The 14,079-nt window shown below is 65.5% G+C and carries 12 protein-coding genes; 3 read left to right on the plus strand and 9 right to left on the minus strand.

Translation table 11 applies throughout. The annotated features are described in order from the left end of the window. Positions 1-14 precede the first annotated feature (14 nt). The 5 genes from BMX07_RS06800 to BMX07_RS06815 form a co-directional block, all read right to left on the minus strand. On the minus strand, positions 15-1,373 hold the full coding sequence (locus BMX07_RS06800) for an aminotransferase class III-fold pyridoxal phosphate-dependent enzyme (RefSeq protein WP_090615763.1): 1,359 nt from the start codon (positions 1,371-1,373) through the stop codon (positions 15-17). 83 nt (positions 1,374-1,456) lie between these two features. Continuing rightward, positions 1,457-2,758: an MgtC/SapB family protein gene (locus BMX07_RS06805; protein ID WP_090615765.1), complete on the minus strand. Its 1,302-nt coding sequence runs from the start codon at positions 2,756-2,758 to the stop codon at positions 1,457-1,459. Between the two features lie 166 nt (positions 2,759-2,924). Further along, on the minus strand, positions 2,925-3,200 hold the full coding sequence (locus BMX07_RS06810) for a PadR family transcriptional regulator (RefSeq protein WP_090615768.1): 276 nt from the start codon (positions 3,198-3,200) through the stop codon (positions 2,925-2,927). Between the two features lie 464 nt (positions 3,201-3,664). Then, positions 3,665-3,811: a hypothetical protein gene (locus BMX07_RS24290; protein ID WP_175480071.1), complete on the minus strand. Its 147-nt coding sequence runs from the start codon at positions 3,809-3,811 to the stop codon at positions 3,665-3,667. Positions 3,812-4,215: 404 nt separating this feature from the next. Then, entirely contained in the window at positions 4,216-4,866 is a 651-nt protein-coding gene (locus BMX07_RS06815; protein WP_090615772.1) for a hypothetical protein, read from the minus strand. A 322-nt stretch (positions 4,867-5,188) separates the two neighbouring features. Here BMX07_RS06815 and BMX07_RS06820 point away from each other — a divergent pair, with 322 nt between their 5' ends. Beyond that, positions 5,189-5,914 carry a DUF7117 family protein gene (locus BMX07_RS06820; protein ID WP_090615774.1) on the plus strand — a complete coding sequence of 242 codons (726 nt, stop codon included), beginning with the start codon at positions 5,189-5,191 and terminating at the stop codon, positions 5,912-5,914. A 44-nt stretch (positions 5,915-5,958) separates the two neighbouring features. Here the strand turns inward: BMX07_RS06820 and BMX07_RS06825 are convergent, their stop codons facing one another. From BMX07_RS06825 to glyA, 4 genes are all read right to left on the minus strand, one after another. Further along, positions 5,959-6,852, minus strand: a complete 894-nt coding sequence (locus BMX07_RS06825) for a bifunctional methylenetetrahydrofolate dehydrogenase/methenyltetrahydrofolate cyclohydrolase (RefSeq protein WP_090615777.1) — start codon at positions 6,850-6,852, stop codon at positions 5,959-5,961. A gap of 99 nt (positions 6,853-6,951) precedes the next feature. Next, positions 6,952-7,764, minus strand: coding sequence for an alpha/beta fold hydrolase (locus tag BMX07_RS06830; RefSeq protein WP_090615780.1), 813 nt, complete (start codon positions 7,762-7,764; stop codon positions 6,952-6,954). Positions 7,765-7,857: 93 nt separating this feature from the next. Continuing rightward, positions 7,858-8,850 (minus strand): serine hydrolase domain-containing protein, encoded by a 993-nt coding sequence (locus BMX07_RS06835; protein ID WP_175480072.1) that lies wholly within the window; start codon positions 8,848-8,850, stop codon positions 7,858-7,860. A 446-nt stretch (positions 8,851-9,296) separates the two neighbouring features. Next, on the minus strand, positions 9,297-10,544 hold the full coding sequence (gene glyA / locus BMX07_RS06840) for a serine hydroxymethyltransferase (protein WP_090615788.1): 1,248 nt from the start codon (positions 10,542-10,544) through the stop codon (positions 9,297-9,299). A gap of 160 nt (positions 10,545-10,704) precedes the next feature. Here glyA and BMX07_RS06845 point away from each other — a divergent pair, with 160 nt between their 5' ends. Together BMX07_RS06845 and tbsP are read left to right on the plus strand one after the other, a co-directional pair. Next, the gene (locus BMX07_RS06845; RefSeq protein ID WP_090615790.1) at positions 10,705-12,852 is read left to right on the plus strand and encodes a hypothetical protein; all 2,148 of its coding nucleotides are present in this window, start codon (positions 10,705-10,707) and stop codon (positions 12,850-12,852) included. A gap of 403 nt (positions 12,853-13,255) precedes the next feature. Then, positions 13,256-14,074, plus strand: a complete 819-nt coding sequence (gene tbsP, locus BMX07_RS06850; RefSeq protein WP_090615793.1) for a transcriptional regulator TbsP — start codon at positions 13,256-13,258, stop codon at positions 14,072-14,074. The last annotated feature ends 5 nt before the right edge of the window (positions 14,075-14,079 follow it).

Genomic DNA, 14,079 nt, shown 5'->3' on the forward strand with positions numbered 1-14,079 from the left:
GTGTCGGTCGACCGTTACGGGCCCTCGTCCGCGACCCGCTCGAGCGACTCGAGCAACAGCCTCGTCCCCAGTTCGATCTCCCGTTCGGTGACGTCGAGCGGCGGCAGCAATCGAAGCGTCTTGTAGCCGCAGCCGAGGGTCAACAGGCCGTGGTTGAACGCGCTCTCGAGGACCGCGTCCCGGCGCGCTTTCGTATCGAACTCGACCGCGAGCATCAGCCCGCGACCGCGGATGTCGACAATACCGGGCGCGTTACCGTCTTCGACGGCGTCCGCGAGTCGGGTCCGCAACTGCTCGCCTCGCTCGCGGACGTTCGCGAGCAAGTTCTCCTCGTGAATCGTGTCGATCGTGAGCACGCCCTGCATGGCGGCGATGAGATCGCCCGCGCCCCACGTCGAGGAGAGGCGGCTCTTTTCGGCGGGGAAGACGTCCGACCGCGAGATCGTCGCGCCCACACGGAGCCCCTTCGCGCTGGTGATGACGTCCGGCGTGAGATCGAGGTGATCGACCGCCCACAGTTCGCCCGTCCGCCCCAGCCCGGACTGTATCTCGTCGGCGATAACTGTGAGATCGTACCGGTCACGGAGCGCCTCGAGGTCGCGGGCGAACTCGGGATGGGCGACCCGATAGCCGCCCTCGCCCTGAATGGGCTCGAGGATCAGGTAGGCGACCTCGTCGGGGTCGACGACACCCCGTTCCGGGTGGAGCGCGTCAGCGACGACGTTCCCACCGGGGCCGTCGGTTCGCCAGCGGGTTCGGTACGCCTCGTCGGTAGCGGGATAGGGAACGCTGACGACGCCCGGAACCTCCGGAAAACCGCTTCGGTGGGCGGTCTTCGAGCGGTTGAGCGAGAGCGCGCCCAGCGTGCGACCGTGGAACGCGCCGTCGAAGGTGAACGCCCGGTGACCGCCCGCGGCGTAGCAGATTTTGATCGCGTTCTCGATGGCCTCCGCACCGGAGTTCGAGAGGAAGACCCGATCCATGTCGTAGTGGTCGGTCATCGCGACGAGGCGGTCCATCAGCTGCGTCGGACCGGGGAAGTCGGGATCGTCCGGTCGACCGCCACCGCCGCTGACGTAGAAGTCCTGTCCAGCGATCTTCAGCGGATCGACGATGTCGAACTCGCGGAGCTTCGTCCGGATCGTCGGGTTGTTGTAGCCGAGCGGGGCGGCCGCGACGTGACTCGTGAAATCCAGCAGGACGTTGCCGTCGACGTCGGTACAGAACGGGCCCGTCGCCTCACCGCCGGCGTCCCAGACGAACTCGTAAACGTACGTACTCGGGGCGGCGTACTGGTGGTGATACTCGACCCACTCGCTCGCTCGTTCGCCGGGGATCGAGTCGACCTGTGGTTCGACCGTTGCTCGGTCCATACAATATCTTCGGCAACCGTCGGATAAACGTAGTGAGTCCGGGCCGCCGAAACGGTCGCTGCACGGCGACGGTGACCGTCGCCTTACACGGCGACGATTGCCGCCGCGGCCACCCCGCCGCCGACCAGCAGAATCGTGCTGTAGGCCGCGATCCGGTTCCGGAACCCGTCGTTCGACGAGGTCGACGCCAGCAACGCCTTGACCACGATACTCGAGACCGTCGCGAGGAGGATGGCGACGGTCGCCTCGGGGGCACCGAGTTGACCGCCGCGATAGAGGACGACCGCGGAAGTGGTCGCGCCGGCGCTCGAGACGAAGCCGCTGGCCACGGCCGTCGCGTAGAAGCCGAGCGTCCCGAACCACGTCTCGGCCAGCGATCCGAACACGAGGACGACGAGGAAGACGGCCCCGAACGCGAGGGCGTTCTTCAGCGAGAACGGGCTCTCGAGTTCCATGGGGCCGGACTCGCTCCAGTCGGCCGTGAGGGCGGCGATGGCGAAGGCGAGCAGGATGACGGCACCCAGCGGAACGACCGCCTCGACGAGAATGCCGGTCTCACCGCCGGCGGTGAAGCCGACCGCGATCGCGAGGTTACGGGCGGCCATGGCGGCGTTCGCGAGCAGGATCGCGGCGACGGCGTAGGACGCGGCCTCGGGGCGCTGGTTGACGTGATCGAGCATCGTCCCGACGACCGCCGTCGAGGAGGCCAGCCCGCCGAAGAATCCGGTGATCGCGATGCCGCGGCCACCGTAGGTCGAGACGATCGCGTAGTTCGCGATACCGATCCCCGCCACGGCGACGACCATCAGCCAGATGATCTGGGGCTCGAGCGGGATGGTGATGCCCGCGACCTCGGGCTCGTACGTGGCCGGGAGGAGCGGATAGATGACGAACGCGAGGATGGCGAACTCCGTCGTCGATCGCATCTCCTCGCGCGAGAGCCCCCAGGCGAACTCGTGAAGCTCCCGCTTCAACACCAGTAGCAGCGACGAGAGGACGGCGACGGTGACTCCCTCGATGATGAAGCCGGCGGCGACCAGCACGCCGATACCGTAGGCGACGAGCATCGAGACCGAGGTCGTCAACGAGAGCCCCGTGTCGGCCGGGTCGTCCTCCGTGAGCCCCTGCACGGCGAGCAGGACCCCCTGGACGATCACGAGCAGTCCACCCAACAGGAGCAGACTCTCGCCGATACCCCCCTCGCGAACGAGCACCGTAAACACCGCACCGAGCAGGCTGATCAGCGAGAACGTGCGGATACCCGCGGACTTCTGGGACCACTCGCGCTCGAGGCCGAGGAACATACCCAGTGCGCCGGCCAGCGCGAGCCGAACGACCGTTTCCTCGAGCGGCGCGTCGGCGACCTGTAACGCGACCTCGTTCACTCCAGACCGTTCACCGTGCCCGCATATAAGCAACGCGCCGGCGGCGGACAAACTGGTCGCTCGGTCCGATCAGACTCTCGAGGCCCGACGGGCGCAAAAGTGGGAGTCGCCGCTCGGAGGGATGACGGGCGGCGGTCGCGCGACCGGAGTCGGCGTGACGGTCGGCCTAGAGGTCGACGTACTGGGACTCCCAGTCGCGGCGCGCCTCGAGTTCGCGGCGGCCGCGACGGGTGAGCGTGTAGAAGTTCGTCCGCCGGTCGCGACGGCCCTTTTCGACGAGCCCCTTGTCGACGAGGGTGTCGAGGTTCGGGTAGAGCCGACCGTGGTGGATCTCCTTCTCGTAGTAGTCCTCGAGTTCCTCTTTGATCGCCAGTCCGTGCGGCTCCTCCTCGCCAGCGATGACGTAGAGCAAGTCACGCTGGAATCCTGTCAGGTCGTACATTGGGGAAGTACCAATCGCATTTACTGTCGAATTTTAATAAGGCTATCGGGTTGTTTCGACCGAAAGGAGGCTATTACCAGCGAGAGGACTCGTTTCGAGTGGAGACGATCCATAACACCCGTGATGGATCTACCGCTGTAACTCACATAATGAGCGATTCATGTTTACAGTTCGTTGATTACGTTTCGGTACAATTATATCGTTCGAGCGCGATTATTGCGCGCTAATCGAACTCGATGAGAACGGACGCATCGCTCCGACACATAGACACGTCGAAACAGGAAAGCAGATCGCGTGGCGGAAAAGTGCCACGCGATCGCTTGCCGCCCTGAATTGGTCCCCGCTGACGCTTCGGCCCTCCAAGCGAAGCGTCACGTGGATGATTCCGCCGAGAGGACTTAAAGGTAACGACACCGGTCACCTCGTCGCAGTGCGTCGGGCCGGTCCCGGCGTCCGCGGGCGGCTCAGATGTGTTCTTCCTCGAGCACCCAGCCGATCGCGCGCTTGTAGTAGGTAAACATCTGCCTGACGCCGTCGTGGCGCATCTCGTCGCTCTCGAGGTGTTCTTTGAGGAACTCGTACTGCTCGCGGATTTCTTCTTCGTCACGCATACTCGTCACTACCGACCGAGGGGGCAAAAAAGTCGCCACGGCGAGCAACTCCTCACGCCGCCCGGCCCGCCACCGCCTGGGCTCGAGCGGGGGCAGCGAATCCCGAGCGATCGCGAACCGCTCGCCAGACGTGTTCGCAACGGGACAGTTTCACGGGCGGCGACGACGGTCTCCTGTTCCGGTCGACAGTCTGCCACAGTGGTGTCCGACTGTCGTCGCCGTTTCGGTCGGGAAGGCTGTGGTTTCCGCGTGAAACGATCTCGGTCGATCGTTCCCACCGCGACGGCGGCCGCTCGAGGCGCGGTTCGGCGCGCTGACCGAAAACGGGCGTCGATGCGTCCGTCCTCGAGGTCGATACAACCGGTCGATGGGACACGGCTCCGACTGTGGAGCCGACGGACCGCTTACGAACTATTCTCGTCGCCGCTTTCGTTCCCAGTCGTCGTTTCGTTGTCGGTCTCGTTACCGCCGGCACCGCCCTCGCCGAACGTCAGCGTGACCTCCTCGTCGTCGCCGTCGATCTCGACGTCGCCTTCGGTCTCTTCGCCCTCGTATTCGGCGGTCACGGTGTATTCTCCGTCCTCGAGTTCCTCGAATTCGACTTCACCGTTCTCGTCAGTCTCGTCTTCCATCGGGAAGCTCTGCCCGCCCACGTCGGACGTGCTCTCGTTACCCATCGTCTCGTTGCCCGACTCGTTGCCCATCGTCTCGTTGTCCGACTCGTTGCCCATCGTCTCGTTGTCCGACTCGTTGCCCATCATTCCGTCGGACTCGTTATCCGACTCGTTGCCCGCTCCGCCACCGCCCAGCCCCGCTTCCTCGAGGGTGACCGTCGCGCCTTCGACGGGCCCCTCGTCGTCTTCGACCGTGACGGTCAGCGTATACGTTTCGTCCGCACCGCCTTCGGTCTCGTTGCCGGTTTCGTTCTCACCGGTCGTGTCGTTCTCGGATTCGTTGCCACCGGGGCCGCTGTCGGCGCAACCGGCCAGTGCCAGTGCGCTTGCTGTTCCTGCCGCGGTTACGAACGTCCGTCGGTTCAGTCGGTTACGGGACATATACCTTGGTTTGACGTTCCGGCTGGTTTCGATGTGGCCTGCACCTGCCACCCGTTAATCACCTATTGAACGACACCGACGACCCGATGACCGTCATCCGTCTCGCACCGTCAACGGATCGGAATGATCACGACGGGCGACACTCCGCGAGCGCGAGCCGTGGCGGGACTCGAGGTCCGATCGCCGTCGCCGCTCCCGTCTCGACGGGGTAGCGGGAGGGCCTCGAGTGCTGCCGGGTGGTTCGGTCGCGGGCCGCGATCCGTCGCCACCGACGCACGGTAGGTCCGGTGAGATTTTTTGTGTGCCCCCCGTAGCGCCGCCCATGAAGATCCGGGGTGAGCGCGAGTGTACGGAGTGTGAGACGCGCTGGTCGTACTACGAGACCGGGAGCGTCGGCTGCCCGGCCTGTGGCAGCCTGCGAAGCGTCGGCGTCGACGAACGCACCGAGCACACGGACCTGCAGGTCGCGTTCGATCTCACCCCCGTACGGAACGCGATCGACGAGGCCGATACCGACGACGTCGCCGTACGGGCCCGCGACCGCTGTCGCGAGTACGTTCGGCGGCGCGGATTCGTCAACGCCGGTACCCTCCGTGAACTCGACGACACCTACCTCGCCGCGATCGAACTCCTTCACGTCAGCGACATCGTCGCCCGCGAGATCAGTCTCGAGGACCGTGAAGAGCTGTACTTCCTCTCCCTGCTCCGGGACGCAGACCAGGGTGAACGGCCGTCCGCCGCCGACGTCCCCCGATCGCTTCGGGCGGCCCGCGGCCTCGCGTACGCGAACGCCGTCCGGGAGTACCGCCGCGACGTCCGAACCTGGGCCGAGGACCGCGACCTGACGGCGAGCGAACGGAGCGCGCTCGAGACGCTCGGCGAACACGTTACGCGTATCCGAATGCTCGACGGCGACGTCGACCTGCGGACCGCCGAGCAACTCGTCGACGCGACGCGCGAACTCGCGAACGGGCTGCGCGGCGACGAGGTCGCCTTCTCGCAGGCCGAGGAGCGGTTGGACGCCCTCTCGGCCGGTCCGGACGGGTGATCTCGGGAAACGACCAAACGGGGATCGCGTCTCGAGTCGGTACTTCAGGGCAAGTCGACGTCGACGTCTTCCTGCAGGCTCGCCGCCTTGACCGTGTTGTAGAGCAACATCGCGCGGGTCATCGGGCCGACGCCGCCCGGAACGGGCGTGATCGCGCTCGCTTTCTCCCTGGCGCTCTCGAACTCGACGTCGCCGACGAGTTCGTACCCCTTCTCGGTGTCCGCGTCCATCCGGTTGACGCCCACGTCGATGACGACCGCGCCCTCGCCGATCATCGAGCCGTCGATCAGTTCCGGTGCGCCGGCGGCTGCGACGACGATGTCCGCGGCCCGCGTCTTCGCCGCGAGGTCGTCGGTCCGTGAGTGACAGACCGTCACGGTCGCGTTGCCGTCGTCGGCCTTCTGGATCAGGAGGTTCGCGAGGGGTTTGCCGACGATGTCCGAGCGGCCGACGATGGTCACGTCCGCCCCTTCGGTGTCGATATCCGCGGACGCGAGTAACTTCTGGACGCCGTGGGGCGTACAGGGCCGAAACCGGGCGTCGCCGGCGACCAGTCGACCGACGTTCTCGGGGTGGAAGCCGTCGACGTCCTTGATCGGGTCGACGCGGCGGATCACGTCGCGGTAGTCGACGTGGTCCGGCACCGGGGCCTGGACGATGTAGCCGTGGACGTCGTCGTCGTCGTTGAGGTCCGCGATTGCGTCGTATAACGCCTCCGGCGGCGCGTCGCCGTCGACGTCGACGTGGTGGCTCTCGATGCCGACCTCCTCGCAGTCGCGCTGTTTCATGGTGACGTAGGTCTGGCTCGCGGGGTCGTCGCCCATGAGTACGGTCGCCAGCCCCGGTCGCGCACCGGCGTCGGCGAGGGTCTCGATCGCGTCCGTCAGATCGTCTCGGATCTCGCTCGCCACGGCGTCGCCGTCGATGATCGTTGTCATTACTGGAGTGGGCGACCGCGAGGCTCATTAATCTCCGGATTCGTGCTCAGAATCGAGCCAGCGCCGACCTGAATGCGCACGTTCGTGGATACGTCCTCCTCAGAATCGGTCGTCGAGGAACGACCTGATCGCATCGGTAGCCGGCTCCGACCGCTCGAGATTCGAGGTGTGTCCCGCGTCCGGAATTAGCTCCATCTCGGCATCGGGCAGCTCCTCGAGCATCGGTTCGGCTCGTGAGGGATCGATCGACGGGTCCTCCTCACCGTGGACGATCAGGACCGGGACGTCGATCTCCGAGAGGCGGTCGGTTACGTCCGACCGCTCGAGCCAGGAGTGGAGTTCGTGGTAGACCGCAGCGCCGGGATACGTCGCCCAGCGGTCAACCCACGCCTCGACCAGTTCGGGATTCTCCTCGCGGGTCGTATCGCCGAAGAGGTAGCCCGTCACACCCTCGGCCAGTTCACGCGGGGTGGCCTCGTGGGAGCCGTCCAGGGGCGCGACGAGATCGCCGTAGATCTCCTGCTCTTCGGCCGTGTGCGGGGCGGCCATCGAGTCGATCAGCACGAGTCCGTCGACCCGCTCGGGATACTCGAGCGCGAATCGCAGTGCCATGAAACCACCCATCGACATGCCGGCGATGACGGCGCTGTCTTCGCCGATCCCGTCCAGCACCGCCGCACAATCGTCGGCCAGCTCCCACAGATCGTAGCCGGGGGCGTACCGGTCGGTTCGCGCGCGAAGATCGTACGCGACGGCCCGGTACTCGTCCTGCAACGCCTCGATCTGGGGCGCGAACATCGTTCGATCCATCAGCGTCCCGTGCGCGAAGACGATCGGCTGCCCCTCGCCGACGTCGGTCGTCAGCGCGTCGGTCCGGGATCGATACATCTCGGTCGCGGATGCGTCCGTCATGTGAGATCATTCACGTGAAACGATCTGAAAAAGATACGGCATGCGGAAACACACACCACACAACGACCGACGGGACTCGGCCGGATCGGCGTCCTACCCGAGTTCGTGGCGAACCGTATCGCTCGCGATAGTCGCGCGCGCACCGTGTTCGTACCCGTCGCGGATACCGTTGGTGACGTACGCGAAGGCGAGGTCGTTCACGGGGTCGGCCCACCCCATGATGCTCCCGAGTCCACCGTGGCCGAACGTGCTCGGCGGCGCGGTCACGCCGTAGGAACTGTGGACCAGTCCGCCGAGGAAGAAGCCGAGCGAGAACCGACCGGGCGACCCGCCGCGGACGGGATCGGACTCCCGTTCCGCCTCGAGCGAGGTCCACTCCCGAACCGTCTCGGGGCTGAACAGCCGCGTTCCCTCGAGTTCCCCGCCGTTCAACAGACAGGCGTAGAAGCGAGCCATGTCGCCGGCGGTGCCGACACCGTTCGCGGCCGGGACGACGGCCCGGTGGACGGCTTCGCTGTTGAACTGCTCGGCGACCTGTTGGTTGTAGGCCGCGTCCGCCGGCGCGGGGTCCTCGATCTGATCGTACGGTTCGAAACCGACGAGCGTCGCGACGTCGTCCGGGTCGCCGGCGGGGAGCCCGATGTGGGTGCGGTCCATGCCGAGCGGTTCGAAGAGCTCCTCGCGCGCGAATCGATCGATCCGCCGCCCGGTCACCTGGCGGACGAGTTCGCCGGTGAGCCAGCCGAAACTGAGGATGTGGTACTGCGCCCGCTCGCCCGGCGCGTACTCGAGGTCGGCCGCCTCGAGCCGTCGAGCGATCGCGTCGGGATCGCCCCAGATCGACGGCTCGTCGTCGATCGCCGGGAGCTGCGACAGTCCCGCCCGATGCGAGAGGAGGTGCCGAACGGTCACCGCAGCCTTCTCCGACCCCGCTTCGGCGAACGCGGACCAGTGCTCGACGATCCGATCGTCGTACGAGAGTTCGCCGCGGTCCGCGAGCAGGTGGACGCTGGCCGCGGCATACGGTTTCGTCGCCGAAAACAGGATGTGACGAGTCTCGGTCGTCGCTCGAGGGACCGCCCTCACCGTCCGGTTCGCCGCCGGTCCGGGACGCACAGCCGGCGAGGGCGGCCGCGCTCGCCGCGCCCACCGTCGAGAGTACCGTCCGCCGATCCACCGCATTCCGTTCTCGTGTCATGCGGACGAACACCTCGACTCGATGTCGTATGACTACTGTCAACGTACCCTGTCACGGTTCGCGGTACTCCGGCACAATCGGACGGACGGTCTCGGTACTGGACCGGTTCCGCGCGGCAACGAGACGACGAACCGATCAGTTCGTCTCGCTCCGATCGGCCGTTCCGGCTCCGAAATCTTCCACTCCGCGGTGTCGCGTGCGTCGATCACGAGCAGGGCGTACTCGTCCACCGGACTACAGGGGTATTCCGGGAGAGCCGTACAGCGGAATCGGGACGAAAAGCAGCTCCATCGGCAGTTCGAAGGCGACTCCGCGATCGGTTGGGGTCGCAGTCCTACTCGTACAGCGGGTTCTCGTCGCACAGCGTCGCGACTTCCGCTCGGACGTCTTCGATCACGGCCTCGTCCTCGGGGGCGTCGACGACGCGGGCGATCAGATCGCCAACCGTCCGGCAGTCGTCCTCGTCGAAGCCGCGCGTGGTCAGCGCCGGCGTGCCGGCGCGGATCCCGCTCGGGTTGAACGGCGAACGCGTCTCGCCGGGCACCGTGTTCCCGTTGAGGACGATGCCGGCTTCCTCGAGGGCGTCCTCCGCGTCGCCGCCGGAGGTGTCCGGGTGACTGTCGCGGAGGTCGACGAGCACGAGGTGGTTGTCGGTGCCGTCCGAGACGAGCGAGAGCCCGTTCTCGGCGAGGCTCTCGCCGAGTGCCTCGGCGTTCGCGACCGTCTGCTCCGCGTAGTCCTCGAACGCGGGCTCGAGGGCCTCCTTGAAGCCGACGGCTTTCCCGGCGACGTTGTGCATGAGGGGGCCGCCCTGTCCGCCGGGGAAGACGGCGGCGTCGATGTCGTCGGCGTACTCCTCGCTCGTCATGACGATGCCGCCCCGTCCCGCGCGGATGGTCTTGTGGGTCGACCCGGTGACGAAGTCCGCGACGCCGACCGGCGAGGGGTGGACGCCCGCGGCCACGAGTCCGGTGATGTGGGCGATGTCGGCGAGGTGGAGCGCGTCGACGTCGTCGGCGGCGTCCTGAATGCGCTCCCACTCGATCTCGCGCGGGTACGCGGAGTACCCCGAGACGATGATGTCGGGATCGAACTCGGCGGCGTGGTCCGCGAGGTCGTCGTAGTCGATGTAGCCCGTCTCGGGATCGACCTCGTACTGCTCGACCTCGTAGAGCTGGCCCGTGAAGTTCGCGGGGTGACCGTGGCTGAGGTGGCCTCCGTGGTTCAGATCGAGCGACAGGATCTTGTCGCCGGGCTCGAGCATCGCGAAGTAGACCGACTGGTTGGCCTGCGTGCCCGAGTGGGGCTGGACGTTGACGTGCTCGGCACCGAACAGTTCTTTCGCTCGGTCGATCGCGAGCCCTTCGATCTCGTCGGCGTACTGGCAACCGCCGTAGTATCGCTCGCCCGGATAGCCCTCGGCGTACTTGTTCGTCAGGGCGCTGCCCTGGGCGTCGATGACGGCCTCGCTGGCGTGGTTTTCGCTGGCGATCATCTGCAACGTCTCTCGCTGGCGGTCTACCTCGGCCTCGAGCGCGTCTGCGACGGCGGGGTCGACGTCCCGAACCTTATCGTGGTCCATGTCCGAACTGCGGTCTGGCGGCTGTATAAGTGTACCCTTCCCCGGCAAGTCGGGCCACTATCGTCGCGTCGATTCCGGCGGCTGTCAGACGGACGCACGACGCCCTCCCCGACTACGGCCCGATACAACTAACTTGTCCCAGTGACATTCAGCCAACCGAATGATCGAGTGGGCGGTAGACGACGACACCCTCCACGTCACCGACGCGGACAACGCCGAGCTAACGGTCGACGGTGACGGACTTGTCGTCGGCGACTCCGGCGCGGACATCCCGCGTCCGGTCGACGACACGGTCGCCCTGACGGCGGACGAGCTCCGGTTCCCGCACGCGGTCGTTTACGCGTTTTCCCTCGGACTCGAGGACCAGTACGAACTCGATCCCAGCGGGGATCCGCTCACACTGTCTCCCGACGAGTACGTCGTCGACATCGACACCGACATCAAGGCCTACCTTCGGTTCTCCGGCGCGGCGACGATCGCAAAGACCGACGACTACGAGGAAATCGTCGTCTCCTTTCCGGATCGGACTCGCGTCATTCTCGGCCTCCGATGCCGGCACGAGTTTCCGGCGGGGACGATCACCGTTCCCGACTCGCCGTCGGCTATCGCCGACGCCATCACGCACATGGCCGCGTCGCACAAGACGGACAGTCCGGACCGGTCGTACCCCACGCTCCGCGGCCATCCGTCGTTGATCGAACGCGGCGACCGCCTCGAGATTTCCGACTACCTTCGGGCCGATACGCCCGACCACGGGATCGAACTGGTCGTCCCGCCCGACTACGAATCGCTGTTCGTGACCGCGCCGCTGGCGTACTATCTGCAGGCGGCCGTGCGGACGACCGACGAGGGAATCGGGAACGGAATCGGGTCGGACCCCGACGGGCCGCGACTCCGGCTCGTCGACCGCGCGGTCGAAATGGAGCTCTCGACGATGCCCGACCTGGAGCGTGACGTCGAGCGGCTGCTCCGAAAGGTCTTCTTCCTCGACTGTCTCGTCCGCAACGCCGGTCCCTACGGGACGACCCTCTCGGAACTCAGCCTGCTCGAGGCGCTCGATATCGATGCCCGCACGTTGTACGACGCCTCGCCACAGGACCGCCTCGCGACCTATCTCGACGTGCCGTACGCGGCGATCAAACACCGCCTCCCGGAGTGGCACCTGTCGACGTACGTGACGCCCGCCTACGACAGCGTCGAGACACTCCCGTTCCTGCTCGACCGGCTGAGCATGATCTACACCCCACGGACCTCTACGCTCGAGGGCCAGGAACTGGTCGAACGGTCACTCGAGGACTTCTATCGGGGAGCGGACCCAACCGAGGCCGACGCAGAACCCGTCCGCGGCCCCGACACGCGGGCCAGCACCGGGCAGGTCGCCTCGGTAGACATCGTCAAACCCGATCTCCGAAGCGGCCGAACCCACGGCTGGCTCGCCGAGGGCGTTCCGATCGACGTCTTCAAATCGGCACCCGAGGCCTACCGCAATCGCCTCGACTTCCTCCGGAAACCGAGCGACTCGATCTCGATCTGCGTCGTCCTGAACGATCCGGAGATGGCCGGCGAGCACGACGACGTCGCCGAGATCTACCGCCAGCGATCCGAGGAGCTATCGATCGACCTCACCGTCGAGGAATCGCTCGGGACGGCCGCTCTCGCACGGGTCTTCGAATCCGATCACGACTTCGTCCACTACATCGGTCACTGCGAGACCGACGGCCTGCGCTGTCCGGACGGGACGCTCGCTGTCTCGAGTCTCGACCGCTGTAACACGCAGACGTTCTTCTTGAACGCCTGTGGCTCTTTCTACGAGGGCATGCGTCTGATCGAGAAGGGCAGCGTCGCCGGTGCCGTCACGTTCACCAAAGTCCTGAACGACCACGCGATCAAGGTCGGCTCGACGTTCGCCAAACTGCTGGTCCACGGGTTCAGCATCGAACGCGCCATGGGCCTCGCGCGCAGGCGAATCATGATGGGGAAAGACTACGCCGTCGTCGGCGACGGCACCCACTCGCTCACACAGGGCGAACACCGGAATCCGACGACCGCGACGCTCGAGGAACTCGACGCCGACGGCGACGGCCGACGGTACCTGCTGAACCTGGACTGTTATTCGACGCGCGTGACCGGTTCGTACTACTTTCCGCACACCGAGACCAACGAGTACGCCTATCTCTGTGGTAACGAGTCGAGTTTTACGCTGACGGAGCCGGAGCTTGCAACCATGCTCGAAGAGACGGAAGCGTCGGTCATCTACGACGGCGACGTGTACTGGTCGAAAAAGCTGAGTTCCCGGTTCGATCGATAACCTGTTCTACGGTCCGCCGTACGTACTGACGCGCTTGGCCCGCAGCCCGAACCGTCGCATTATTCGGTCCGTCTTCCTCCCGATTGGAACTTCGTCGACTAACTCGTGAGCGACCCACCACAATCGATTGCGTCGAACACCCATACGATATCGTAATAACACGTTTCATGTATATAGTTATTGTTGTTTTCATGATATGAGGGTGTTTTTTCGACGGATTTCCGAGCGCTATTAGCTATCGTGACTTTCTAGGCTTACATGCGTGTAAGAGATAGCTATCATTCGTCGGCGAACTAACGAGTTATGGGACAAAAATTACCGGTACAGTCGCTGGACGAGAAGTTCTGGTGTGCAAACGGCCACCAAAATTAAGTAGGTCGCTCTCGATTACTTCTGTATAGGCATGACCTCGAATTTACTAAACCACCAGATTGACGATATCCTCGGGTCGGTTCTCGAGGACGCGACCGGGGATATCTACATGGTAAACCCGTCGCGGGACGCCATCGAGGAGTTCGTTTCCGTCGCGACCGCGTTCGACGGCGAGCTCCCGTCGGTTCACATGCTCGCCGACGAGCGAACGCTGAAAGACGTCATGGACGACTTCATCGTCGCTTCGAACGCCGCCGACCTCATCAGCGAGGGCGCGCTTTCGCTGCGGACGCTCGAGGAGGCACCCGAGAACTCGCTGCTCGTCAGCGAGGACCGCGTCGTCGCCATCGTCCACGCCGGCGACCGCGTCGGCGGGCTCATCACCGACGACGACAGCTTCGTCACGGACACGTACGACACCTACGCGGGCCGCTGGGAGGACGCCGCCGACTTCAATCTCCGGACCCCGCCGATCACGGACGTCCGCGAGACCCTCGCCGACGAGATCAGCCCCGACGCCGAGGACGACTTCACGGCCATCCTCAACTCGCTCGAGACCGCCCGCGGCGACGGCGACGGACTCGACGAAGTCACCATCTCGCTGCTCGTCGCCGCCAAGAACGAGGCCCTGCTCTACGACATCAGCAAGTGGGGCGAGGACGTCGGCATCGCCTCCAAGGCGACCTTCAGCCGAACGAAGACCAAGCTCGAGGACATGGGCCTGATCGACACCGAGAAGGTCCCGATCGACGTCGGCCGCCCGCGCCTGCGTCTCAAGATCGGCGACGAGCGCCTCGGCGAGGCCGACAACGGCCAGCTCGCGACGGTCGCGCAGTCGATTCTCAATTAAGTAGC

It is taken from the genome of Natrinema salaciae, assembly GCF_900110865.1.
Taxonomy (GTDB): Archaea; Halobacteriota; Halobacteria; order Halobacteriales; family Natrialbaceae; genus Natrinema; species Natrinema salaciae.